Consider the following 20,455-nt stretch of genomic DNA (forward strand, 5'->3'; position numbering starts at 1 on the left):
GTTCGTGGTCTCGTACTCCACGTGCGCCGTCGAGATCGTGATCCCGCGCGCCTTCTCCTCCGGGGCCTTGTCGATCTGGTCGTAGGCCGTGAACGTCGCCCCGCCCGTCTCCGCCAAAACCTTCGTGATCGCCGCCGTCAACGACGTCTTGCCGTGGTCGACGTGACCGATCGTGCCGATGTTGCAGTGCGGCTTGGTGCGGGAGAACTTTTCCTTGCCCATCAGAGCCTCCTAAATTCGAAATCGTGTTGCGGATGAAGAGATACCTAGGCGTGATGCCTTAGGCGTACTTGGCGATGACCTTGTCGGCCTCGCCGCGCGGCACCTCTTCGTAGTGGTCGAACTGCATGGTGAAGTTCGCCCGGCCCTGCGACATGGACCGCAGGTTGTTCACGTAGCCGAACATGTTGGCCAGCGGCACCATCGCGTTGATGACGTTGGCGTTGCCGCGCATGTCCTGGCCCTGGATCTGGCCGCGGCGGGAGTTCAGATCGCCGATGACCGAGCCGGTATACTCTTCCGGCGAGACGACCTCGACCTTCATCACCGGCTCGAGCAGGACCGAGCCGCCCTTCTGCAGCGCTTCACGGAAGGCCGCCCGGGAGGCGATCTCGAAGGCCAAGGCCGACGAGTCGACGTCGTGGTAGGCGCCGTCGATCAGCTCGACCTTGACGTCGACCACGGGGAAGCCCGCGAGGACGCCTGCGCCCAGGACAGAGTTGAGGCCCTTCTCCACGCCCGGGATGTATTCCTTCGGCACCGCGCCGCCGACGATCTTCGACTCGAACGCGAAGCCGGCGCCCGGCTCGTTCGGCTCAACGACGAACTTGACGCGGGCGAACTGGCCCGTGCCGCCGGTCTGCTTCTTGTGCGTGTAATCGATCTCCTGACGACGGGTCAGCTTCTCGCGATACGCAACCTGCGGCTGTCCGATATTCGCGTCGACCTTGTAGGTACGGCGCAGGATGTCGACCTTGATGTCCAGGTGCAGCTCGCCCATCCCCTTGAGGATGGTCTGGCCGGATTCCTGGTCCGTCGAGACCCGGAAGGACGGATCCTCGGCGGCGAGCTTGGCGAGCGCGATGCCGAGCTTCTCCTGATCGGCCTTCGACTTCGGCTCGACGGCGATCTCGATCACCGGCTCCGGGAACTCCATGCGCTCCAGGATCACGGCCTTCTGCGGATCGCACAGGGTGTCGCCGGTGCGGGTGTCCTTGAGGCCGGCGAGGGCGACGATGTCGCCCGCGAAGGCTTCCTTGACGTCCTCACGATTGTTGGCGTGCATCAGGAGCATGCGGCCGACGCGCTCCTTCTTGTCGCGCGTCGAGTTGATGACGTTGGCGCCCGATTCGATCTTGCCCGAGTACACGCGGCAGAACGTGATCGTGCCGACGTGCGGATCGTCCATGATCTTGAAGGCGAGCATGGAGAAGGGATCGGAATCCGTCGGGTGACGGACAACCGGCTCCTCGGTCTTGAAATCCAGGCCGTCGACGTCGCCGCGATCGGCCGGGGAGGGGAGGTAATCCACCACCGCGTCGAGCAGGGGCTGAACGCCCTTATTCTTGAAGGCCGAGCCGCAGAGCACCGGATGGAAGGCGCGCAGCTGCACGGCGCGACGCACGAGCTTGTGCATCGTGGCGGCATCCGGCTCGGTGCCGTCGAGATAAGCCACCATGGCCTCGTCATCGAGCTCGACGCAGGCCTCGACCAGCTTGCTGCGATACTCGACAGCCTGGTCCTTGAGATCCTCGGGAATCTCGACCTCGGAGAAGTCGGCGCCCAGGGTCTCACCGGACCAGACGATCGCCTTCATCTTGATGAGGTCGATCACGCCCTTGAAGTTCGACTCGGAGCCGATCGGCAGCTGCAGGCAGACCGGCTTGCCGGCGACGCGGTCGATGATGTCGGCGACGCACTTGAAGAAGTCGGCGCCGATCTTGTCCATCTTGTTGACGAACACGACGCGCGGCACGTCGTACTTGTCGGCCTGGCGCCAGACGGTCTCGGTCTGGGGCTCCACGCCCTGGTTGCCGTCGAGCACACACACGGCGCCGTCGAGCACGCGCAAGCTGCGCTCGACCTCGATGGTGAAGTCGACGTGGCCGGGGGTGTCGATGATGTTCAGGCGCTTCTCACGCCAGAAGCACGTCGTCGCGGCGGACGTGATCGTGATGCCGCGCTCCTGCTCCTGCTCCATCCAGTCCATGGTGGCGGCGCCGTCATGGACTTCGCCGATCTTATGCGACTTTCCGGTGTAGTAGAGGATCCGCTCCGTGGTCGTGGTCTTCCCGGCATCGATGTGGGCCATGATGCCGAAGTTGCGGTAGTCCTCGATCGCGTGCGTGCGGGGCATCGGATTGCTCCTGAGAGACGGCGGAACCGCTTACCAGCGGTAGTGCGAGAAGGCGCGGTTGGCTTCAGCCATCCGGTGCGTGTCTTCCCGCTTCTTGACGGCGTTGCCGCGGTTGTTGGCGGCGTCGAGCAGCTCGGCGGAGAGCCGCTCGATCATGGTGCGGTCGTTGCGCGACCGGGCGGCCTGGATCAGCCAGCGGATGGCGAGGGCCTGGCGGCGCTCGGTCCGGACCTCGACGGGGACCTGGTAGGTCGCGCCGCCGACGCGCCGGGAGCGCACCTCGATCATCGGGGCGACGTTGTCGAGCGCGGCGCGGAACACCTCGATCGGGTTGGCCCGGGCGCGGTTCTCGACGATGTCGAAGGCGCCGTAGACGATCCGCTCGGCGGTCGACTTCTTGCCCTCGTACATGATCGAGTTCATGAACTTCGTCAGCACCACGTCCCCGTACTTCGGGTCCGGGATGATCTCACGCTTCTCGGCAGAGTGACGACGGGACATCTCTTAAACTCTCAAACGAGTCTGACTTAAGCACCCCGCGCAGGCCGCCTTGGCTCTCTTTGATGAAGCCGGCGACATCCTTACGAGGCCGTGGAAAGGCCTTTGCGCGACCGGATAAGCTCCGGCCGGCGATCTTACTTCGGCCGCTTGGCGCCGTACTTGGACCGGCGCTGCTTGCGGTTCTTCACGCCCTGCGTGTCGAGCACGCCGCGCAGGATGTGGTAGCGCACGCCCGGAAGATCCTTCACGCGGCCGCCGCGGATCATGACGACCGAGTGCTCCTGAAGGTTGTGACCCTCGCCCGGGATGTAGCCGATCACCTCGAAGCCGTTGGTCAAGCGGACCTTGGCGACCTTCCGAAGCGCCGAGTTCGGCTTCTTCGGGGTCGTCGTGTAGACCCGGGTGCAGACGCCGCGCTTCTGCGGGCAAGCGTCGAGCGCCGGAACCTTGTTGCGGCTCCGCTGGATCTTCCGCGGCTGGGCGATCAGCTGGTTGATCGTCGGCATCCTGTGCCCTCTTCCTCGGTCACCTTGGCCGGATTGCCCAAGGCAATCCGCAAAACGAATATGCGCCGGAGGTCCTGTCACAGACCCTCGGCGCGGTGTGGGTAGAGGAGCACGCCCGAAACGAACGCGCTCGTACCTACGGATCTGACTTAAAGCGTCAGGCGATTTGAGCCTTCGGATCGCTCGGAGCGATCGCGGCACCGCGGGTCATACCCAAGGGCCGTCGGCAGCCAAGGGCCGTCCGAAGTGGGGCGCTTCTAGCCGCGGTTAACCCGCAGGTCAATGCGCTGGACGCAATATTCTTGGCTCCGCGCCGATGGGAGGATCGGCGTGGCCGGCAGACGCGAGCGCTGCCGCTTTCTATGCGTTCAGATCGACAGGTGGAACACCGAACCGGTTCGGCCCGGCGTCGCCGGCTTTCGCCAACACCTGTGAGATGAACCAGATCCAAAATCCGAAAGTCGCGACACCAGACAGGAGAGTGAAAGTGCTAAACAAAGCTGAAAGCCCGATCGCATTGCCGTGGTAAGTTGAAAAAAGGCTGATCATCGTGCCGAGAAAGGCCAGCGGCGTGAGCACGTAAGGCACGGCGTTCAGCCATCCGGATCGATTGACGTCATGGCAGCGCTTGATTCCGAGAGCGAGGCCACACCAAGCCGTAACAAAGAAAACGATGACGTTTATGCCCGGAATAAGATCAAGCACAATATTTACAATCATCAGGACCAGGAAACCGAAAATCCAATAGTCACGACGTCCGAAACGACCATGAGGATTAAAATAGAAGGCGAACCAGTCTCGACGGCGGATAGCCTCACTCAAGGCCGGCGAGAAAACAGGCGCCTGCCCCGGAATGGGATAGATCTCGCGTGCTTCACCCTCGACAACCACGAAGTCTACGGCCTGCCCGGCCCGGATGCCAACTCCATTCAGATCCGCGCCCGAGAAGCGATAGCGCTGGCCATCGTCGCCCGAGATTGCACCCGGCACACTTGCATCTGGAACCGCCAGAATATGTCCGCGCATTCGCTCAAACCCCTTTGTTCGTGCTCCCGTTACGATCGGGATGCAGGGGCTTCGACAATGTGTCTGGGGAAGTCAGCCACTCAACTAAGGGATATCCATCGATGCATATAGACTTATTCAATAAAAATACGTCGAAATTACAATAGTAATGTTCATCGATACGTGTATTTTGCCGATTATATTATTGCAATTCAATATAATTTGGCAAATTAACGCTCCTTAATTACGAGTAATTTCCATCTCGATCAGTTATTGCGCCATATTCTCATGCCATAAAAATTTACCGGCACACGCCAAATCTTATCAATCATTATAATTACCATACTTATATCGTCGATCGATTGGTATTTTATAATATTAATAGGTTTAATCCAATGAATATCACCATTTGCTGTGGCCACACAGGTCAATATTTATTCCGCACTTTTCTTGTGCCGCCGCCGCCATATGGAGGATCGAAACAGTTCGGCCTGGGTCCCGCTGAGGAGGGGAGCCCTTTAAAACCCGAATCGAGCACCTCCCGCGAGACCACACAAGATTTGATCACAGGGTCGGGAGTTTCTTTAAGAAGAATCATGGCTTTTTTCGATAGATTTTTGCGCAAACGTCCTTTCGTAAGGCGTATTAATGAGAATATGTGCTATTGTTTTTGAAAGAAAATCATCCGATCTTCGGCATGACAGCAAAATTCTGCGACTACCTAGTTCATATTATCATGTTCCGTACCGGTGCGCCGTCCGATCGATGCCTTGAATATGTGCCCCTCGCGCGAATGCCAGGCCGCGGTAGCAAGACATCTAGCGGCAGCGATCCTTCGAGTGGGCTTGTGACCCCGCTCTCACGATTTCGAACGCAACCTGGCTGCTAGCGGCCGGGCGACCGCTGCCCCTCCCCATCACCCGGAGACACCCATGCGTCGCTTGCTTACCTTCGCCTTGGCAACACTCCTCTCCGTCGGCGCGGCCCAGGCGGATCGCCTTGACGACATCAAGAAGGCCGGCGTGCTGCGGGTCGCGGCCTTCGACAGCAACCCGCCCTTCGGCTTCGTCGACCCGAACACCAAGCAGCTCGCCGGCCTCGACGTCGACTACGCGCAGGCGATCGCCGACAAGATCGGCGTGAAGCTGGATCTGCGGCCCACCAACCCGGCCAACCGCATCCCGCTCCTGACCTCCGGCAAGGTCGATCTGGTGCTGGCGAACTTCACGATCACCGAGGAGCGCGCCAAGCAGCTCGATTTCAGCATCCCGTACTTCGCCTCCGGCCAGCAATTCCTGGCCAAGAAGGGCACGCTCACCTCGCCCGACCAGCTGAACGGCCTGCGCATCGGCGCCGACAAGGGCACCACCAACGAGATCGTGCTGCGCCGCGATTTCCCGAAGGCGACCGTGGTGGCCTTCGACGACACGCCGTTCGCCTTCGCGGCCCTGCGCAACGGCAACGTCCAGGCGATCACCCAGGACGGGCCCAAGCTCGTCGGCCTGCTGGCGAAGGTCCCGGATAAACAGAACTACGAAGTCCCGGCCTTCTCGATCTCGAACGACTATATCGGCGCCGGCATCCCGAAGGGCGAGACTCGGCTCCGCGACGTCGTGAACGAGACCCTCCGCGAGCTGGAGGCCAGCGGCAAGGCGGCCGCCATCTACGATCGCTGGTTCGGCCCCAAATCGGATCAGCCGCTGCCGCGCCTGTTCCGGATCGGCGACCGCAGCTAGACGCCCGGTGGGCCTCTTCGGCGATCTCCTCGCGCCGCGCTACCTGATCTGGCTGCTGCAGGGCTTTGGGGTCACCCTGGCCCTGTCGGCCGCCGTCTGCGTTGCCGGGACGGGACTCGGCCTCGCCCTCTGCTGCCTGCGGGAAGTCGGGGGCCGATTCGCGGAGGCGGTGACCACCGCCTTCGTGGGCTTGATCCGCAACACGCCGCTCTTGGTGCAGCTGTTCTTCTGGTATTTCGGCGCGGCCGCGCTGATGCCGGCTTGGCTCACCGCCTGGCTCAACAGTCCGCACAGTCTTCCTCTGGGTCCGGCGGATCTGACCTGGCCGGCCTACGAGACGCTGGCCAGGTTCTTCGGCCTGACGCTCTACGCCGCCGCCTATATCGCCGAGGAGTGCCGGGCCGGCCTCAACGGCGTCCGGCCCGCCCAGCGGGAGGCCGCGCTCGCCCTCGGCCTGACCCACTTCCAGGTGTTTCGCCACATCGCCCTGCCGCAGGCGCTGCGGATCGCCTGGTTGCCGGTGGTCGGCCAGTACCTCAACACCATCAAGAACACGTCGCTGACCATGACCATCGGCCTCGCCGAACTGTCCTACGCCTCGCGAGAGGTGGAGACCGAGACCTTCCTGGCCTTCCAGGCCTTCGGCATCGCGACGCTCCTCTATGTCGGGGCCGTCGCAGCTTTGGAGGCGGCCGGCCACTCCGTCGCGCGCCGGGACCCGGCGGGAACCACCCGCCGGTGAATGTTTCCGTCGTCACCGACAATCTCGGCTACCTGCTCGCCGGCGCCTGGCCGGACGGCCCAGTCGGCGGGCTGCTGCTGACGCTGATTCTCTCGGCCGCCTCCGGCCTCGCCTCGGCGGCGCTGGGGCTCGTCCTCGGGATCGCCCTGGCGATGAGCGGCGGCCGGACGCGGCGGGTCCTGATCCTGGGGCTCGGGCTGTTCCGGGCCGTCCCGATCGTGATGTTGATCTTCTGGAGCTATTTCCTGCTGCCGGTCCTGTTCGGCCTCGCCGTCCCGGAGATCGGGACCGTGGTGACGGCCCTGTCGCTGGTGGGCGGCGCCTACCTGTCCTACGCGGTGGCGGCCGGCATCGAGAGCATCGGCCGCGGCCAATGGGAGGCCGGCCTGGCCCTGGGCTTCGGCCGCTGGCAGGTCCTGCGCGTCATCATCCTGCCGCGGGCGCTGCCGGCCATGGCGCCGTCCTTCGTCAACCAGTGGACCGCCCTGATCAAGGACACCTCGCTCGCCTACGTGATCGGCGTACCCGAGCTCTCCTTCGTGGCGACGCAGGTGAACAACCGCGCCATGGTCTACCCCGCGGAGATTTTTTTGTTTGTCGGGGCGGTCTACGGATGCCTCTGCCTCGTCATCGATCGGCTCGCCGCGCTCTTTGCGAAGCGGCGGCGCCCGCCGCGCTCGCGCAGCGCCTGACAGCGAGACTTCCCTCCTCGTCTCCGCATGATTCGGCGTGGTCATCGCGCGCTCGGCGGTACGCCTCAAACGGCATACCGAGCCAACACCGTGCCGGATCGGGGCAGGGGCCCGGCATCACGGTCTACGGAAGATTAAAGCGAACCGTCGAAATGTCCCGGTCGTCGGGCGGCCCTCGGGCCGCCCTCAGTGCGCGTCGAGGATGTTGCGTATGGGTTGCGTCGCGGTCAGCAACGTCGTCCCCTTCCGGCGGGTCGCCCCCGCCTCCGCGGCAGGCGAGCGGGATGCCCGCAACCGCCGCCGAAGCGAGCAGCGCTCGCTGATGGATGCGGTCTACGCCACCGGCAGCATGATCGTCGCCGCCGAGGATCGGGAGATCAAGCTCACCGCCTCGCGCCTACAGGTCTACGGCTTCCTGACGATCGAGGAGGTCACCGAGGACGGCGGCATGCGGCGGCTGCGCCCGTCCGAGGCGATTCGCGCCCGGTCGGAGCGCCCCTGGCGCCTGTCGAAGCCGGCCTTCGGCGCCGGCGTGACAATCCCGAGCCTCGACGATTTTCTGTTCGAATCAGCCGGCCAGCCGTTCTGAGACCCGACGCCTGAACGAGGCCCCACCCGCCGCGCACGATGGTGCGGCGGGTCTCGCTGTTTGTTCTGCTGTCCTGAGCCGCCGGCCGCACGAGAATGCGGTCCCGCCGCCGGGGCAATGCGACGCCGACGCGCGGGGTCGATTCGGCCACCGCCCGCCGATCAGCCATCGATCGGCCGGTTCTTAAACACCACGACGCAGCGGGGCCGGAACCGCCGCGTTCAGCCCCGACCGCCGGGCGATTTTGCCGCGATCGGCTTGCTATCGTGGCCCACCCGTAGTATCCGCCCGGCCTTCGCGACATTTCCTATGGGTGCTTGCACCCTGTGAACGCGGTGACCGCGCCGGCGTCCCTGACGCCGCAAGCGCGGTCGATACCATGAGCCGGGGACATCAGATCCCCATCAGGCGTCGTCCGCCGGGCAATACCGCCCGCGTGCGGAAACCCGCCTGAAACAAGGAGTCACGCACGTGATCCAGATGCAGACGAATCTGGACGTCGCCGACAACTCGGGTGCACGCCGTGTGATGTGCATCAAGGTACTCGGCGGGTCGAAGCGGAAGTATGCCGGCGTTGGCGATGTCATCGTCGTGTCGGTCAAGGAGGCGATCCCGCGCGGTCGCGTCAAGAAGGGCGACGTCATGAAGGCGGTCGTCGTTCGCACGGCCAAGGCCGTGAAGCGCGTCGACGGATCGGTGATCCGCTTCGACAAGAACGCTGCGGTCCTGATCAACAATCAGAAAGAGCCGATCGGCACCCGCATCTTCGGACCGGTGCCGCGCGAACTGCGCGCGCGCAACCACATGAAGATCATCTCGCTGGCGCCGGAGGTGCTGTGATGGCAGCCAAGATCAAGAAGGGCGACAAGGTCGTCGTACTCACCGGCCGCGATTCCGGTCGCTCGGGCGAGGTCATCCAGGTTCTGCCGAAGGAAGGCCGGGCCTTCGTGCGCGGCATCAACCTGGTCAAGAAGCACCAGAAGCAGACCCAGAACCAGGAAGGCGGGATCATCTCCAAGGAGGCCGCCATCCAACTCTCGAACATCGCGGTCGCCGACGCCAACGGCAAGGCGACCCGCGTGGGTTTCCGCATCCTCGAAGACGGGCGCAAGGTCCGATTCGCCAAGAGCACGGGGGATCAGATCGATGGCTGAGGCCGACAAGAACGCCTACACCCCGCGCCTGCGCAAGCACTACGACGAAGTCGTGCGCCAGAAGCTGATCGAGGAATTCGGGTACAAGAACCCGATGCAGGTGCCGCAGATCGAGAAGATCGTCATCAACATGGGCGTCGGTGAGTCTACCGCAGACTCCAAGAAGGCGACCGTGGCGGCCGGCGACCTCGCGCTCATCGCCGGCCAGAAGCCGGTGATCACCCGGGCCCGCAAGGCCATCGCGTCCTTCAAGGTCCGCGAGGGCATGCCGATCGGTTGCAAGGTGACGCTGCGCAAGCAGCGCATGTACGAGTTCATGGATCGCCTGATCACGATCGCGCTGCCGCGCGTCCGCGATTTCCGCGGCCTGAACCCGCGCTCGTTCGACGGGCGGGGCAACTATGCGCTGGGTCTCAAGGAGCACCTCGTGTTCCCGGAGATCTCCTACGACAAGGCCGAGCAGATGTGGGGCATGGACATCGTCGTGGCGACCACCGCCCAGACCGATGCCGAGGCCAAGGCTCTGCTCGCCGCCTTCCAGTTCCCGTTCCGGCAGTGAGGCCCTCGCGCCTCATACGCGGACACCGGAGATAGACCACATGTCGAAGAAAAGCTCAGTCGAGAAGAATGAGGCCCGCAAGACGCTGGTGAAGCGTTTCGCGGCCAAGCGGAAGGCGCTGCTGGACATCGCCAACAACGACGCCCTCGAGATGGAGGAGCGCTTCGAGGCGCGCCTCAAGCTCGCGGAACTGCCGCGCAACTCGTCGGCCACCCGCATCCGCAACCGCTGCGGCATGACCGGCCGGCCCCGCGCGTTCTATCGCAAGATGGGCATCTCGCGCATCGCGCTGCGGGAGCTTGGCAACCGGGGCCTGATCCCCGGCCTGGTCAAGTCGAGCTGGTAAGGAGGTCCCCATGGTCAACGATCCCGTGGGCGACATGCTCACCCGCATCCGCAACGGCCAGCTGCGCCGTCGCAACGTCGTTCAGACGCCCGGCTCGCGCCTGCGCGCCAACGTCCTGAACGTGCTGAAATCCGAGGGCTACATTCGCGACTTCGCGTCGACGGACCTCGGCAACGGCCGCACCGAGTTCGCCATCGAGCTCAAGTACTACGACGGCCGCCCGGTGATCCGCGAGATCAAGCGCGTGTCGAAGCCGGGCCGTCGGGTCTACTCGTCGGTCGGTGATCTGCCGCACGTGGCCGACGGCCTCGGCGTCACCATCGTCTCCACCCCGCAGGGCGTCATGGCCGACCACGAGGCGCGCGAGCGCAACGTCGGCGGTGAAGTGCTCTGCACCGTATTCTGATCGGGACGGAGGAGGTTATCCCATGTCTCGCGTAGGCAAAAAGCCCGTTCCCGTGCCGGCCGGCGTCACCGCCACCGTCACCGGCCAAACGGTGAAGATGAAGGGCTCGAAGGGCGAGCTGCAGTTCGACGTCCCCGCGCTGGTCAGCGTGGCGATGAAGGACGGCGCCATCGAGGTCCAGCCCGTCAACCAGTCCAAGCCCGCCCGCTCCCTCTGGGGCACGTCGCGGGCTCAGATCGCCAACATCGCCGAGGGCGTGTCGAAGGGCTTCGAGAAAAAGCTCGAGATCACGGGCGTCGGCTACCGTGCGGCGATGGCCGGCAAGGCCCTCAAGCTGTCGCTCGGCTACAGCCACGACATCGAATACGCGATCCCCGCCGGGATCACGATCGTTACCCCGAAGCCCACCGAGATCACGATCACCGGGATCAACCGCCAGCAGGTCGGTCAGGTCGCCGCCGAGATCCGCGAATACCGCGGACCCGAGCCCTACAAGGGCAAGGGCGTGAAGTACGCGGGCGAGTTCATCTTCCGCAAGGAAGGCAAGAAGAAGTAAGGAGGGCATCATGTCTCGCAAGCTCGAAGCCCTCGATCGCCGCAAGGCGCGCGTCCGTCGCGCGCTGCGGGCGGCCGCCAACGGCCGTCCGCGGCTCTCGGTGTTCCGTTCGTCGAAGCAGATCTACGTGCAGGTCATCGATGACGTCGCCGGCAAGACGCTGGCCGCCGCCTCGTCGATCGACAAGGCGATCAAGGGTGATCTCAAGACCGGCGCCGACGTCGCCGCCGCCGCTGCGGTCGGCAAGCTCGTCGCCGAGCGCGCCAAGGCCGCAGGCGTCACGAAGGTGATCTTCGACCGCTCCGGCTACATCTACCACGGCCGCGTCAAGGCCGTGGCCGAAGCTGCCCGCGAGGGCGGCCTGGAGTTCTGAGGAACTCCCTCCGCGCGGCGTGATACCCGCGCGGCCATCTCCTCCCGTGTCCGGTGAGGGGAATCGAGCGAGCGGATCGGACGATCCGCGCTAGTGAGATAGGTTGAACAGCAATGGCACGTGAACGGGAAGGCGGGGGCCGCGGCCGCCGCGATGATCGCGAGGAGCGCGACAGCGAATTCGTGGACAAGCTCGTCCACATCAACCGCGTCGCCAAGGTGGTGAAGGGTGGCCGTCGCTTCGGCTTCGCAGCCCTCGTCGTCGTCGGCGACCAGAAGGGCCGCGTCGGCTTCGGCCACGGCAAGGCTCGTGAGGTGCCTGAGGCGATCCGCAAGGCCACCGAGGCGGCCAAGCGTGGTCTGATCCGGGTGTCGCTGCGTGAGGGCCGGACCCTCCACCACGACGTCAACGGTCGTCACGGCGCCGGCAAGGTGATCCTCCGCGCGGCTCCGCAGGGTACCGGCATCATCGCCGGCGGCCCGATGCGCGCCGTGTTCGAGACGCTCGGCATGCAGGATGTCGTTGCCAAGTCGCTCGGCTCGTCCAACCCCTACAACCTCGTGCGCGCCACCTTCGAGGCGCTCAAGAACGAGGACAGCCCGCGCTCCGTGGCGGCCCGCCGCGGCATCAAGGTTTCGAGCCTCCAGGCCCGTCGCCGCGACGCCGATCCGGCCGACCAGTCCGAAGCCGCGGTCGCGTAAGGGGAGGGTCCGATGGCACAGAAGACCGTCCGTATCGAGCAGATCGGTTCGCCGATCCGCCAGGAGGCCAGCCAGCGCCAGACGCTGATCGGCCTCAAGCTCAACAAGCTCCACCGCGTGTCCGAGCTGGAGGATACCCCCTCCGTGCGCGGCATGATCCGCAAGGTTGCGCACCTCGTGCGCGTCCACGGCGACGTGGCGTGAGGAGGCACCGATGAAGCTCAACGAGATCAGCGACAATCCCGGCGCAACCAAGAATCGGATGCGCGTCGGTCGGGGCATCGGCTCTGGCAAGGGCAAGACCGCCGGCCGCGGCGTGAAGGGTCAGAAGGCCCGGACCGGCGTGTCCATTAAGGGCTTCGAGGGCGGTCAGATGCCGCTGCATCGGCGCCTGCCGAAGCGCGGCTTCAACAACCTCTACGCCCAGGACCTGAACGAGGTGAACCTCGGCCGGATCCAGGAGGCGCTGGACGCCGGCAAGCTCGACAAGGCCGCGACCGTTACGGTCGAGACCCTGGTGGCCGCTGGCATCATCGCCCGTCCCCGCGACGGCGTGAAGCTGCTGGGCGTCGGCGAGCTGACCGCGAAGATCAGCTTCGAGGTCACCCGCGCCTCCAAGTCCGCCATTGAGGCGGTCGAGAAGGCCGGCGGTTCGGTCACCGTCGCGTTTGCGACCGGTGTGTCGCACCGTGGCGGCGCCAAGGCCGAGGCCACGGCCTGACGGCCGGCATGAAAGCGACGCGGGGTCCCGTTGCACGGGCCCCGCGGAGCCTTTAAGCCGATCCTTCGAGCGGCGGCCCTGCGACCACGCGGGCCGCCGTTTTCATTTCATCCGGGCACCCTTGGCCCGGCGACAATCCCAGGACGCGACGCTTATGGCCTCAGCAGCCGAGCAGCTTGCCGCCAACCTCAACTTCGGGGCGATCGCCAAGGCCGATGAGCTGAAGAAGCGCATCTGGTTCACCCTGGGCGCCCTCGTGGTGTTCCGGCTGGGCACCTACATCCCGATCCCCGGCATCGACCCCGAGCAGTTCGCCCGCAACTTCCAGCAGCAGGCCGGCGGCGTGCTCGGGCTGTTCAACATGTTCTCCGGCGGTGCCGTCGAGCGCATGGCGATCTTCGCCCTCAACATCATGCCGTACATCTCGGCCTCGATCATCGTTCAGTTGCTCACCTCAGTGATCCCGAGCCTGGAGGCGCTGAAGAAGGAGGGCGAATCGGGCCGCAAGGTCATCAACCAGTACACCCGCTACCTCACGGTGGTGCTGGCGCTGGTGCAGTCCTGGGGCATCGCGATCGGCCTGCAGAGCTCGTCGGCCGCGATCGATCCCGGCCCGTTCTTCCTGGCCTCGACCGTGATCACGCTGACCGGCGGCACGCTGTTCCTGATGTGGGTCGGCGAGCAGATCACCTCGCGCGGCATCGGCAACGGCTCGTCGCTGATCATCTTCGCCGGCATCGTCGCCCACCTGCCGGTGGCGATTGCAGGCGCGCTGGAGCTCGGCCGGACCGGCGCGCTCTCGCCGGTGATCATCCTGGGCGTCGCCGTGGCGGCCGTGGTGCTGGTCTACTTCATCGTGTTCATGGAGCGCGCCCAGCGCCGGCTCCTGATCAACTATCCGAAACGCCAGGTCGGCAACCGCATGTACGAGGGCCAGACCTCGTTCCTGCCGCTCAAGCTCAACACCTCGGGCGTGATCCCGCCGATCTTCGCCTCGTCCCTGCTGCTCCTGCCGGCCACTGCGGCAAGCTTCTCTGCGAACGGCGGCAGCACCGGCTGGCTCGGTACCATCACCGCCTATCTGGGCCATGGCACGCCGCTGTTCATGGCGCTCTATGCGGCGCTGATCATCTTCTTCACGTTCTTCTACACGGCGGTGGTGTTCAATCCGCAGGAGACGGCCGACAACCTCAAGAAGCATGGCGGCTTCATCCCGGGCATCCGTCCGGGCGAGCGCACCGCGGCCTTCATCGACAAGGTGCTGACCCGAATCACGGTGATCGGCGCCCTGTACCTGACCCTGGTCTGCCTGTGCCCGGAGATCCTGTCCTCCTACGCCTCGGCGAGCCTGGGCTTCGGCGGCACCTCGCTGCTGATCGTGGTCTCGGTGACCATGGACACGGTCGCCCAGATCCACGGGCACCTGATGGCGCACCAATACGAGGGCCTCGTGAAGAAGGCCAAGCTGCGTGGCGCCTCGACCACGCAACGCCGCCGCTGACCCTGTTACAGAGGCGGGACGAAGCCACCGACACGCCCGCCTCGGACCAGAAGGTCCGGATGCCTCCAGGCACCGGACCGGCTAGAAAAACACGAGACGGGCGATGCCGGGGAGGCTTCGCCACCCGCCGCTTGGGCCCGGAGAGAGTCGGGCCGGACGAGGACAACGCCATGCGCATCATTCTGCTCGGCCCCCCCGGCGCGGGGAAGGGCACGCAATCCGAGCGGATCGTACAGCGCTTCGGCATCCCGCAGCTGTCCACGGGCGACATGCTGCGGGCCGCGGTGGCCGCCGGCACGCCGGTCGGCCTGGAGGCCAAGGCCGTGATGGAATCGGGCGGCCTGGTCTCCGACCGGATCGTGGTGGGCATCGTCGCCGACCGGATCGAGGAGGCGGACGCGAAGCGCGGTTTCATCCTGGACGGCTTCCCCCGCACCGTCGCCCAAGCCGAGGCGCTCGCCACCATGCTGGCCAGCAAGGGCATGGACCTCTCCGCCGTCATCGAATTCAAGGTCGACGAGAACGCACTGGTCGGACGGATCGAGAAGCGTGCGGCCGAGACGCTGGCCCGCGGCCAGGCGGTGCGCAAGGACGACACCCCCGAGGTGTTCAAGCAGCGCCTGGAGGCCTACCGGGCCCAGACGGCGCCGCTCTCGGCCTATTACGCCAAGACCGGGCTGCTCCACACCGTCGACGGCATGCAGCCGATCGATACGGTCACCGCCGCGATCATGGGGCTGCTGGAGCCGCACGCGGAACGCGTCGACTCCTGACACGATCGCCGGCAGGCCGCGGTTTCAGGCGACCTGCCGGCACGTCTCTCGGCCCCCGCCACACCGTGCAGACGCGCGGGCATCAGGGACTGAGAGCCAATCGACCTACCTTTGGTTGCACAAACCTCAAGTTGGCTTATTGGTCCCCTTAGCCTACGACGCATGTCATATGTGGCCGACAGGCGATGGCATATCGTCGGCTGAGACGGCGATGGCGAGCGTTGAAAACAGCGCGATCACCCTTCGAAGAACAGCCCAGGCTTCGAAGACTTACGCCATTGGCAGTCCTGTGTTTTGTCGAACCCGCGAAGAATTGCCGGCCGGACTGACGGCGATGCGCGGGGTCGCTGGAACGCACCTTCGGGTTGCTGAGCGCTAAACCGATGGTTGGAATCGTGCTTCCGGGCACCGGCATCCGGGATGCCCGCTCCCGACAAGGTCCACGATTCCTTCGAGCGCCTGTTCATCCGTCCTGCGAGTCCGGTGCGCCGCAGGCAAGCACCGATCCGGAGGGGCCGCCGGAGGCAGCAATCCAGTCCCGTCGGCGGTGCAGGGTGAGCGCCACCCGAGCGTCTGGATTCCGGGCTCCGCTGCGCGGCCCCGGAATGACAAGGCGGTTCATCCGACCGTTGTCGCAGCGCGGAGCGAAGAACAGACCCGATCGGCGGCGGACTTTCTGGACCGTTCCTTGTCCGAACGATCGCTCTGCTCCCGGACGCGCGACTTATCGATCCCGACAAAGGATCACCCCCGCCGCTCAGCCCGGAGCGCCCCGAAGAAGTTGACGATGTCCATCGGCAGGGCCCGGCGGCCGAACAGGCGGGTGGGGTTGCCGTCGGTGCGGCCGTCGCGCAGCTCGACCATCGCGGTCAGGATGTTGTAGCGGAACACCATCCGGCGGCCGGCGAAGGTGGCCCAGAGCAGGCCGGGGCCGTCATCCTCGTCCTGGAGCGCGATCGAGCCGGGCTCGGCCTCGGTGAGCACGCCGCCGGTCACCGCCAGGATCACCGGCACGACCTCCTCGGCGTTCTCCTCGGCCGCCCGGAGGACCGAATCGGCGAAGGCCCGCAGGGTGGCGCCGTCGCTGGTCAGAACCGACATCTGTGCTCCTTAGTGGATCGCCGTTGGGTCCGCGCGCGACGCATGGCGGCGCGGCCGATCGTTCACGGGTCGTTGACATATGGTCCTGCGCACGCTAGCAGGCCGTCCTTCGTCCAATCGATCGCTGGTCCGAGGTGCCCTGTCCAGGGCCGCCCCCGGGCCACGTTGTCGTTTGGCGCGCGCAGGGGCCGGCCTCCACCGGACGCGCGCGAGCACCGCCCGGTTTCCGGGCCTCATATGGAGCGTGATCATGGCCCGTATCGCAGGCGTCAACATCCCGACCAACAAGCGCGTCGTCATCGCGCTCCAGTACATCCACGGCATCGGCGCCAAGAAGGCCGAGGAGATCACCACGAAGGTGAACATCCCCGCCGAGCGCCGGGTGAACCAGCTCACCGACGCCGAGGTGCTCCAGATCCGCGAGACGATCGACCGCGATTACGTGGTCGAGGGCGACCTGCGCCGCGAAGTCTCGATGAACATCAAGCGCCTGATGGATCTCGGCGCCTATCGCGGCCTGCGTCACCGCAAGCAGCTGCCGGTCCGGGGCCAGCGCACCCACACCAACGCCCGCACCCGCAAGGGCAAGGCGAAGCCGATCGCCGGCAAGAAGAAGTAATTTTTGCAGTTTGAAGGCCGTGCTTCGCTCGGCCTTCTGTCCGTCGCGCCGGGTGTCCCGCAAGGGTCCCAGCGCAGGCTCGACCGCCCGACACGGGCGCGCCGGCCAAGTCCCAAAAACAATCCCGAGCGCCTGGAATTACGGGCGCGCTTGAAGGAAGAGTGAGACCCGAATGGCCAAGGAACCGCAACGCGTCCGCCGGCGCGAACGCAAGAACATCGTGTCGGGCGTCGCCCACGTGAACGCCTCGTTCAACAACACGATGATCACCATCACGGACGCGCAGGGCAACACGATCTCGTGGTCGTCGGCCGGCGCGATGGGCTTCAAGGGCTCGCGCAAGTCGACCCCGTATGCCGCCCAGGTGGCTGCCGAGGACGCCGCCCGCAAGGCCTCCGAGCACGGCATGCGCACCCTCGAGGTCGAGGTCTCCGGCCCGGGTTCGGGTCGTGAGTCGGCCCTGCGCGCCCTCCAGGCCGCGGGCTTCACGGTCACCTCGATCCGCGACGTGACCTCGATCCCGCACAACGGTTGCCGCCCGCGCAAGCGTCGTCGGGTCTGAACCAACTGGTTTGACGGAGAAGCTCATGACGGGATCGAAGCCGCTTCCGGGCGTGCTGCGTTGGAACCTCGGCGACCTCACGGTCACCGCGCTCAACGACGGCTGGTTTCAGGCCAGCCTCGATCTCGTCACGGGGATCCCGAAGGACGAGGCCGGCAAGCTGCAGGTCGCGGGCTTCCGCACCGAGCAGCCCAAGATCACGCTGAACGCCTTCCTGATCACCGGCGCCGGCCGCAAGCCGGTGCTGATCGATACGGGCTACGGCGATGGCGCCCCGGCCGAGACCCTTGGGCGGGCCAGCGCGGCGCTGGCGCTCACCGGTGTAAAGCCGGAGGAGATCGAGACCGTCCTGGTCACGCACCTGCACCCCGACCATGTCGGCGGTCTGGTGACGAACGGGGCGGCCCGGTTCCCGAACGCCGAGATCGTGGTGCATGCCGACGAGGCGGCCCATTGGCTGCCGGACGATGCGCTCTCGCGGGCGCCGGACGCGGCCAAGCCGTATTTCGAGGGCGCCCGCAAGGCGGTCGCGCCCTACGCCAAGCGGATGCGCGAGCATCGCGGCGGCGAGGTGCTGCCTGGGATCACCGCGGTCCACCTGCCGGGCCATACCCCGGGGCATTGCGGTTTCCGCATCGTCTCCGGTGGACAGTCGCTGCTGATGTGGACGGATGTGGTGCACCTGCCCGCGATCCAGTTCAAGAACCCGGAGGCGGGTGTCGGATTCGACGTCGATGGCGACCAGGCGCGGGCGACGCGCAAGGCCATCATGGACGAGGTGGCGCGCGAGCGGACCTTCATCGCCGGCGCGCATCTGGAGTTCCCGGCTCTCGGCTACGTCGACCGGGACGGGGCGGGCTACCGCTTCGTGCCGGCCCTGTGGGTCGGCGGCGAACGTTAAGCACATCGTATTCAGGGACCGTTCGGGGCGCCAGGGGGCGGCGCCGGACGGCCGAAGCGCGGGAACGGATGTCGCGGATCCCGAGCATGGACGAGAGGTAGGATCGTGGTCATTCAGAAGAACTGGCAGGAACTGATCAAGCCGAACAAGCTGCAGGTCTCGACCGGCGACGACCCGAAGCGGGTCGCCACGGTCGTGGCCGAGCCGCTTGAGCGCGGCTTCGGCACCACCCTGGGCAACGCCCTGCGGCGCGTGCTCCTGTCCTCGCTCCAGGGCGCAGCGGTGACCTCGGTGCAGATCGACGGCGTGCTGCACGAGTTCTCCTCGATCCCGGGCGTCCGCGAGGACGTCACCGACATCGTGCTCAACATCAAGACCATCGCGATCCGGTCGCAGACCGATGCGCCCAAGCGCATGACCCTGCGCAAGACCGGCCCCGGCCTCGTCACCGCCGGCGACATCGGCACGGTCGGCGACATCCAGATCCTGAACCCGGAGCTGGTGATCTGCACCCTGGACGACGGCGCCGAGATCCGCATGGAGTTCACGGTCGCCACCGGCAAGGGCTACGTCCCGGCCGAGCGCAACCGCCCCGAGGACGCGCCGATCGGCCTGATCCCGGTGGATTCGCTGTTCTCCCCCGTGACCAAGGTCAGCTACCGCGTCGAGACCACTCGTGAGGGCCAGGATCTCGACAAGGACAAGCTGACGATGACGATCGAGACCAACGGCGCCGTGGGCCCGGAGGATGCGCTGGCCTACGCCGCGCGCATCATCCAGGACCAGCTGCAGGTCTTCGTGAACTTCGAGGATCCGCGCAAGGAAGAGGCCGCCCCGCTCGCGCCGCAGCTGCCCTTCAACCCGGCGCTGCTCAAGAAGGTGGACGAGTTGGAGCTGTCGGTCCGTTCGGCGAACTGCCTGAAGAACGACAACATCGTCTACATCGGCGACCTGATCCAGAAGTCCGAGGGCGAGATGCTGCGGACCCCGAACTTCGGCCGCAAGTCGCTCAACGAGATCAAAGAAGTGCTGGCCGGCATGGGCCTGCACCTCGGCATGGACATCCCCGGCTGGCCGCCGGAGAACATCGAAGATCTCGCCAAGCGCTTCGAAGAGCATTACTGAGGCGAAGCCGCCTCGGGCCGAACTTTGCGGCGCTGATCGGCGCCGCCGGTTTGGTCGATCCGGATCCGGGACTTCGCGGACACGACGCGAAGTCCCAAAAAATCCCGCCGCGGGGTCATGCGGAATGAATGGCCCCGCTGTTGGGGCGCCCGGCCGTACCGTGGCACGGCGGCCGAGAAAAGAAGGAAGCCAGAACCATGCGTCACGGGTATCGCGGCCGCCGCTTCAACCGCACCGCCGAGCACCGCAAGGCGATGTTCGCCAACATGTCGGTCGCCCTGCTGAAGCACGAGCAGATCATCACCACCCTGCCGAAGGCCAAGGACCTGCGTCCCGTGGTCGAGAAGCTCGTCACCCTCGGCCGGATCGACAGCGTCCACACCCGCCGCCTCGCCATGGCGCAGCTGCGCGACGGCGACATGGTCAAGAAGCTCTTCGCCGTGATCGGCCCGCGCTACGCCGGTCGTCCGGGCGGCTACCTCCGCATCATGAAGGCCGGCTTCCGCAAGGGCGACAACGCCCCGCTGGCCGTGATCGAGTTCGTGGATCGCGACGTCGACGCCCGCGGCAAGGATTCCGGCCAGATCGAGATCGCCGAGGCGGCCTGAGCCACGGCTCGACCGATCGGGTTTGAAAGAAGCCGCCCCGGATCATCCGGGGCGGCTTCTTCGTTCTAGAGCACGGCCAAAAAAAGAACCCGCCGGCTTGCGCCGACGGGTCTGAAGCAGGGTCCACGTTTCGGATCGTCGCGGGAGTTCGCCCTGGCGGTCAGTGTCGGACTGACCGGGAACTCGACCGCGCCGCAAGTCCCAAAACCCCTATCCCTGCCGGTTCTTGTTGGGCGGATCGTCCTGATCCGGGTCGGCCTCGCGCCGCCTGCCTGGGAAGATACCGTGATTGCTCATGGTTCACCTCCGCGTTCGTAACCCG

Annotated in this window: 27 protein-coding genes; 21 read left to right on the top strand and 6 right to left on the bottom strand. The window is 65.7% G+C overall.

The window, feature by feature from the left end:
- From MKL09_RS27280 to MKL09_RS27300, 5 genes are all read right to left on the bottom strand, one after another.
- On the bottom strand, positions 1-222 hold a 222-nt coding region (locus MKL09_RS27280), incomplete at its 3' end, for a GTP-binding protein (protein WP_244025118.1).
- Between the two features lie 58 nt (positions 223-280).
- Positions 281-2,356, bottom strand: a complete 2,076-nt coding sequence (gene fusA, locus MKL09_RS27285) for an elongation factor G (protein ID WP_244025119.1) — start codon at positions 2,354-2,356, stop codon at positions 281-283.
- A gap of 30 nt (positions 2,357-2,386) precedes the next feature.
- The gene (rpsG, locus tag MKL09_RS27290; protein ID WP_007557567.1) at positions 2,387-2,857 is read right to left on the bottom strand and encodes a 30S ribosomal protein S7; all 471 of its coding nucleotides are present in this window, start codon (positions 2,855-2,857) and stop codon (positions 2,387-2,389) included.
- A gap of 134 nt (positions 2,858-2,991) precedes the next feature.
- On the bottom strand, positions 2,992-3,363 hold the full coding sequence (gene rpsL / locus MKL09_RS27295) for a 30S ribosomal protein S12 (protein WP_007557568.1): 372 nt from the start codon (positions 3,361-3,363) through the stop codon (positions 2,992-2,994).
- A 360-nt stretch (positions 3,364-3,723) separates the two neighbouring features.
- Positions 3,724-4,389, bottom strand: coding sequence for a DUF805 domain-containing protein (locus MKL09_RS27300; protein WP_244025120.1), 666 nt, complete (start codon positions 4,387-4,389; stop codon positions 3,724-3,726).
- 911 nt (positions 4,390-5,300) lie between these two features.
- On the opposite strand from MKL09_RS27300, the gene MKL09_RS27305 reads away from it, so the two are divergent.
- The 16 genes from MKL09_RS27305 (at position 5,301) to MKL09_RS27380 (ending at position 15,217) form a co-directional block, all read left to right on the top strand.
- Positions 5,301-6,104, top strand: coding sequence for an ABC transporter substrate-binding protein (locus MKL09_RS27305; protein WP_244025121.1), 804 nt, complete (start codon positions 5,301-5,303; stop codon positions 6,102-6,104).
- Positions 6,105-6,111: 7 nt separating this feature from the next.
- Positions 6,112-6,846, top strand: a complete 735-nt coding sequence (locus MKL09_RS27310; protein WP_244025122.1) for an amino acid ABC transporter permease — start codon at positions 6,112-6,114, stop codon at positions 6,844-6,846.
- Complete coding sequence (locus MKL09_RS27315) at positions 6,843-7,538, top strand: amino acid ABC transporter permease (protein ID WP_244025123.1); 696 nt, start codon at positions 6,843-6,845, stop codon at positions 7,536-7,538. The genes MKL09_RS27310 and MKL09_RS27315 overlap by 4 nt, the downstream gene beginning before the upstream one ends.
- Before the next feature lie 211 nt (positions 7,539-7,749).
- Positions 7,750-8,127, top strand: coding sequence for a hypothetical protein (locus MKL09_RS27320; RefSeq protein WP_244025124.1), 378 nt, complete (start codon positions 7,750-7,752; stop codon positions 8,125-8,127).
- Between the two features lie 471 nt (positions 8,128-8,598).
- On the top strand, positions 8,599-8,967 hold the full coding sequence (rplN, locus tag MKL09_RS27325; RefSeq protein WP_007557579.1) for a 50S ribosomal protein L14: 369 nt from the start codon (positions 8,599-8,601) through the stop codon (positions 8,965-8,967).
- Positions 8,967-9,281: a 50S ribosomal protein L24 gene (gene rplX, locus MKL09_RS27330; RefSeq protein WP_244025125.1), complete on the top strand. Its 315-nt coding sequence runs from the start codon at positions 8,967-8,969 to the stop codon at positions 9,279-9,281. Before rplN ends, rplX begins: the two co-directional genes overlap by 1 nt.
- The gene (rplE, locus tag MKL09_RS27335; RefSeq protein ID WP_244025126.1) at positions 9,274-9,840 is read left to right on the top strand and encodes a 50S ribosomal protein L5; all 567 of its coding nucleotides are present in this window, start codon (positions 9,274-9,276) and stop codon (positions 9,838-9,840) included. Before rplX ends, rplE begins: the two co-directional genes overlap by 8 nt.
- 40 nt (positions 9,841-9,880) lie before the next feature.
- Positions 9,881-10,186 (top strand): 30S ribosomal protein S14, encoded by a 306-nt coding sequence (gene rpsN / locus MKL09_RS27340; protein ID WP_147853153.1) that lies wholly within the window; start codon positions 9,881-9,883, stop codon positions 10,184-10,186.
- A 10-nt stretch (positions 10,187-10,196) separates the two neighbouring features.
- Positions 10,197-10,592: a 30S ribosomal protein S8 gene (gene rpsH, locus MKL09_RS27345; protein WP_244025127.1), complete on the top strand. Its 396-nt coding sequence runs from the start codon at positions 10,197-10,199 to the stop codon at positions 10,590-10,592.
- A 22-nt stretch (positions 10,593-10,614) separates the two neighbouring features.
- Entirely contained in the window at positions 10,615-11,148 is a 534-nt protein-coding gene (gene rplF, locus MKL09_RS27350; RefSeq protein WP_244025128.1) for a 50S ribosomal protein L6, read from the top strand.
- A 10-nt stretch (positions 11,149-11,158) separates the two neighbouring features.
- On the top strand, positions 11,159-11,521 hold the full coding sequence (gene rplR / locus MKL09_RS27355) for a 50S ribosomal protein L18 (RefSeq protein ID WP_244025129.1): 363 nt from the start codon (positions 11,159-11,161) through the stop codon (positions 11,519-11,521).
- Positions 11,522-11,634: 113 nt separating this feature from the next.
- Positions 11,635-12,222 carry a 30S ribosomal protein S5 gene (rpsE, locus tag MKL09_RS27360; RefSeq protein WP_092039094.1) on the top strand — a complete coding sequence of 196 codons (588 nt, stop codon included), beginning with the start codon at positions 11,635-11,637 and terminating at the stop codon, positions 12,220-12,222.
- Between the two features lie 12 nt (positions 12,223-12,234).
- The gene (gene rpmD / locus MKL09_RS27365) at positions 12,235-12,426 is read left to right on the top strand and encodes a 50S ribosomal protein L30 (RefSeq protein ID WP_007557591.1); all 192 of its coding nucleotides are present in this window, start codon (positions 12,235-12,237) and stop codon (positions 12,424-12,426) included.
- A gap of 10 nt (positions 12,427-12,436) precedes the next feature.
- Positions 12,437-12,943 (top strand): 50S ribosomal protein L15, encoded by a 507-nt coding sequence (gene rplO, locus MKL09_RS27370; protein WP_244025130.1) that lies wholly within the window; start codon positions 12,437-12,439, stop codon positions 12,941-12,943.
- Between the two features lie 154 nt (positions 12,944-13,097).
- Positions 13,098-14,444: a preprotein translocase subunit SecY gene (gene secY / locus MKL09_RS27375; RefSeq protein WP_244025131.1), complete on the top strand. Its 1,347-nt coding sequence runs from the start codon at positions 13,098-13,100 to the stop codon at positions 14,442-14,444.
- Positions 14,445-14,614: 170 nt separating this feature from the next.
- Complete coding sequence (locus MKL09_RS27380) at positions 14,615-15,217, top strand: adenylate kinase (RefSeq protein WP_244025132.1); 603 nt, start codon at positions 14,615-14,617, stop codon at positions 15,215-15,217.
- A gap of 744 nt (positions 15,218-15,961) precedes the next feature.
- Here MKL09_RS27380 and MKL09_RS27385 read toward each other — a convergent pair.
- A complete protein-coding gene (locus tag MKL09_RS27385) occupies positions 15,962-16,318 on the bottom strand; it encodes a hypothetical protein (RefSeq protein ID WP_244025133.1) in 357 nt (118 codons plus the stop codon).
- 250 nt (positions 16,319-16,568) lie between these two features.
- On the opposite strand from MKL09_RS27385, the gene rpsM reads away from it, so the two are divergent.
- The 5 genes from rpsM to rplQ all read left to right on the top strand — a co-directional run bounded on the left by rpsM (position 16,569) and on the right by rplQ (position 20,133).
- On the top strand, positions 16,569-16,937 hold the full coding sequence (rpsM, locus tag MKL09_RS27390; protein ID WP_058192228.1) for a 30S ribosomal protein S13: 369 nt from the start codon (positions 16,569-16,571) through the stop codon (positions 16,935-16,937).
- A gap of 172 nt (positions 16,938-17,109) precedes the next feature.
- Positions 17,110-17,499 (top strand): 30S ribosomal protein S11, encoded by a 390-nt coding sequence (gene rpsK, locus MKL09_RS27395; protein ID WP_007557606.1) that lies wholly within the window; start codon positions 17,110-17,112, stop codon positions 17,497-17,499.
- A gap of 25 nt (positions 17,500-17,524) precedes the next feature.
- Positions 17,525-18,400, top strand: coding sequence for an MBL fold metallo-hydrolase (locus MKL09_RS27400; RefSeq protein ID WP_244025134.1), 876 nt, complete (start codon positions 17,525-17,527; stop codon positions 18,398-18,400).
- Between the two features lie 105 nt (positions 18,401-18,505).
- Positions 18,506-19,525 carry a DNA-directed RNA polymerase subunit alpha gene (locus MKL09_RS27405; protein ID WP_244025135.1) on the top strand — a complete coding sequence of 340 codons (1,020 nt, stop codon included), beginning with the start codon at positions 18,506-18,508 and terminating at the stop codon, positions 19,523-19,525.
- A gap of 197 nt (positions 19,526-19,722) precedes the next feature.
- Positions 19,723-20,133: a 50S ribosomal protein L17 gene (gene rplQ / locus MKL09_RS27410; protein WP_244025136.1), complete on the top strand. Its 411-nt coding sequence runs from the start codon at positions 19,723-19,725 to the stop codon at positions 20,131-20,133.
- The last annotated feature ends 322 nt before the right edge of the window (positions 20,134-20,455 follow it).

This window comes from Methylobacterium sp. J-048 (assembly GCF_022829515.1).
Taxonomy (GTDB): Bacteria; Pseudomonadota; Alphaproteobacteria; order Rhizobiales; family Beijerinckiaceae; genus Methylobacterium.